The sequence below is a fragment of the Candidatus Schekmanbacteria bacterium genome (assembly GCA_003695725.1).
GTDB lineage: Bacteria > Schekmanbacteria > GWA2-38-11 > GWA2-38-11 > J061 > J061.
Map to the genome: position 1 here is coordinate 1 of RFHX01000140.1, position 2,774 is coordinate 2,774.

Sequence of the window (2,774 nt, forward strand, 5' to 3'; positions counted from 1 at the left end):
GAAAGGTGATTTATATATTGAGATGAGAGGTACGCCGTCCAATATTGTGTTGTATTCAGGTTTTAGAAAGTTGTAATAAAACCATTCAAGCTTTTTGAATACTCCCTGTCTGCAGTTTAGGACGAGATAATCATAATATCCTTCATTTTTGAATGCGTCAGATGAGCAAGTGGCGTTGTCGAGAATCGATTTAGCTACTAATCCATTCCGGTAATAGAATTTCAACTGTCTCTTTTTTTGAGGAAGGCCACAATATAGAATCTTTTTCGTCGAGTATTTCTTTTCTATGACCTTTAAAAAATCTCTGTTAAATGCATCTCCCCAATATGTTGTTTCCAAACCTATCTTCTTCGCGCCTTCAATTCCACCAACAAGGATATTGTAATAGGAAAGCTCATAAGGATGTACTCTAATCAATGATATCAAAGGGAAAACGATATACAGCAAACCTGCAAGATATTTCAACCATTCTTTTTTAAAAAAGTTTTTTATTATATAATGAAAACCTATTCCTGCAATTGATGCTGTAAAAGGGAAGGCAGGCAGGAATAAGCGGACGCCGTCGTATTTAGGTATGCCGGGCGCCGATGCAACTGCAAGCATAATTACTGCATTTGAAAGAAGAAGGAGCGCAATATCCCATTTCTCTTTCCTTTCTTTGTTTTCTCCATTGATGAAGTTCAAATTTTTTTTAACCGTTATGTAAATTCCGTAAAAGAATGCTAATAGTATCAAAGGTGGAATAGTAGATAAAAACATTACACTTACATAATGCCATGGCATTGAAGAGGCAAGGGATTTGCCTAAATAATATGTTACTTTGAAATTCGAGGTAAGGTCTCCTATCTGGTCATCTTCAAAGCTGAAGATTCTTGCAAAAGTGTCATACCAAAGCCATGGCCATGAGAGGATAAAAGTAGGAAGGGAGAATAGTGTTATTGAAAGAATATTTTTCCATATCCTTTTATTGCGTGTCATTAAAAACCATATGGCAATTGAAAGGGGGATGAGAGCGGAATGTATTTTGGTCGAAAGCGCCAATCCAAAGATAAATCCTGTGAAAATAGCCCACTTTTCATCGTCAAGCCCTTTAATGAAAGCGTAAATTGTTAGAAGCCACATTGCTGACACAGGAGTATCGAGAGCAAAGATGTGAGAATGGGCAAAAACCCTTGGCATCAGAATAAATGAGAAAACACTCAATAATCCTGCTGATATTGAGAAAAAGCGAGATAGAATCAGAAAAATCAGCATTGCTTCCAATGAGAAGAAAAGGGCAGACGGAAGTCGGTAAGCTTTCATTTCTCCTAAATAGGGAGTGAAGAATTTCCATGAAATGCCCCCGATTATTCTTGCAAAAGGCGGATGCCAGTTGATTCTGCCTCCATCAGAAATTGCGCCAAAATATTTGTCTATTACGGTTTTGGAGAGGAAATCAAAATTTCCAGATAGAATACCTTTATATGCTTCCTTTATCCATTCAACATAGATCCGTGCGGCGTCATCATTTAAGTAGATTTCATCCCAAGTGATTCCAATGTCTTTTTCAGTTATGAATACAATGGAGAAGGTAATTGCAAAAATGAATAGTGCTATGAATATTCGATATCTATTCTGCTGAAATTTATTCTTGTTCATTGATTATAATTATCAAGAAATCATTTTTTCTTATAACTTTGTTTGGTTTTTTTTGGGCATAATTCTTTAAGATGGGAAATTCATTTACCTCCATAGTTGCTACTATTGAAGCCCCGTCTGCTTTTATTTTCTTTAAATCGTCCTCTGTCTTTAAGTCATCTTTTTTAAGATACCAACCTTTTCTTTCAGAAAAATAAAATAGGCAGGGAAGGGGTGTAATGTCAGGAGTCCCTGCAATTGCTATCAAACTGTTCCTGTCTGAATTTTCTTTTATGAATTTTCCCATCTCGATGAGATTCCATTTAATTTTATAGAGCCCTCCTTTAATATACATATCGCCGACAAGAGCATAATAAGAAGAAAGAGGCAAAAGAATGACAAAGAGAAACAGTGTGATGAGCACTTTTGAATTAATCTTCTTTATCATGGGGATTAATGGCCGGATAGATTTTCCTGCAATCATAGAAAACATCGGAAGAAATGAAATGAGATAGTAGTCGTGAGCATAAAAGCCCTTTGATGTTGCGATAACAACAATTGGCAGAAGGATTAACCAAAGATACAAGAAAAGGTTTTCTTTTTTTTCCTCTTTTATGAAGATACCAAAAAGAAAAAGTATGAAACCGAAAGGTGTCAACAAAAGGATGAAGATACGCTTGAAGATTTTTTCATAGAATCCCCAATTTGACCAATCATACATAGTGCCGAATTTAAGGAATCCTCCAGAAAAAATTCCAAAGGTCAAACCTGTTTCTTTATAAATTAAGTATGCATGAAGATGCCAGCAGACAGGCAATATCAAGGAAAGGAGTGTAAATAGCAAGATATTTTTAAAGGATTTTTGCTTATCATTGTTACTTGTATAGATAATCAGGAGGAATACAGGAAGAAGGAAAAGCACTAATATTTTTACTAAAAGTGCAATGGAAAAAGAAAATATGGAAAGATTGAAAAAAATAGTCTTTCTTTCTTTTTGCCATTTTATAATGAGAAAGAGAGAAAGAATAATAAAGAAAAGAAGAAGTGATTCCGGCATAAAAGCCCTGTAGTAGTAGATTGATAGCGGAGAAAATGTAAAAATAAAAAGAGATGCAAAGGCAACATAGTAGTCATATATCAACGATGTTGTTAAAAAA

2 protein-coding genes are annotated in these 2,774 nt (G+C 34.9%); both read right to left on the reverse strand.

The genetic code is table 11. The features are described 5' to 3' along the window. Positions 1–1,638, reverse strand: a 1,638-nt coding sequence (locus tag D6734_05645) for a phospholipid carrier-dependent glycosyltransferase (protein ID RMF95393.1), incomplete at its 3' end; no start/stop codon positions are given. Further along, entirely contained in the window at positions 1,625–2,758 is a 1,134-nt protein-coding gene (locus tag D6734_05650; protein ID RMF95394.1) for a phospholipid carrier-dependent glycosyltransferase, read from the reverse strand. The genes D6734_05650 and D6734_05645, both read right to left, overlap by 14 nt. Between the last annotated feature and the right edge of the window lie 16 nt (positions 2,759–2,774).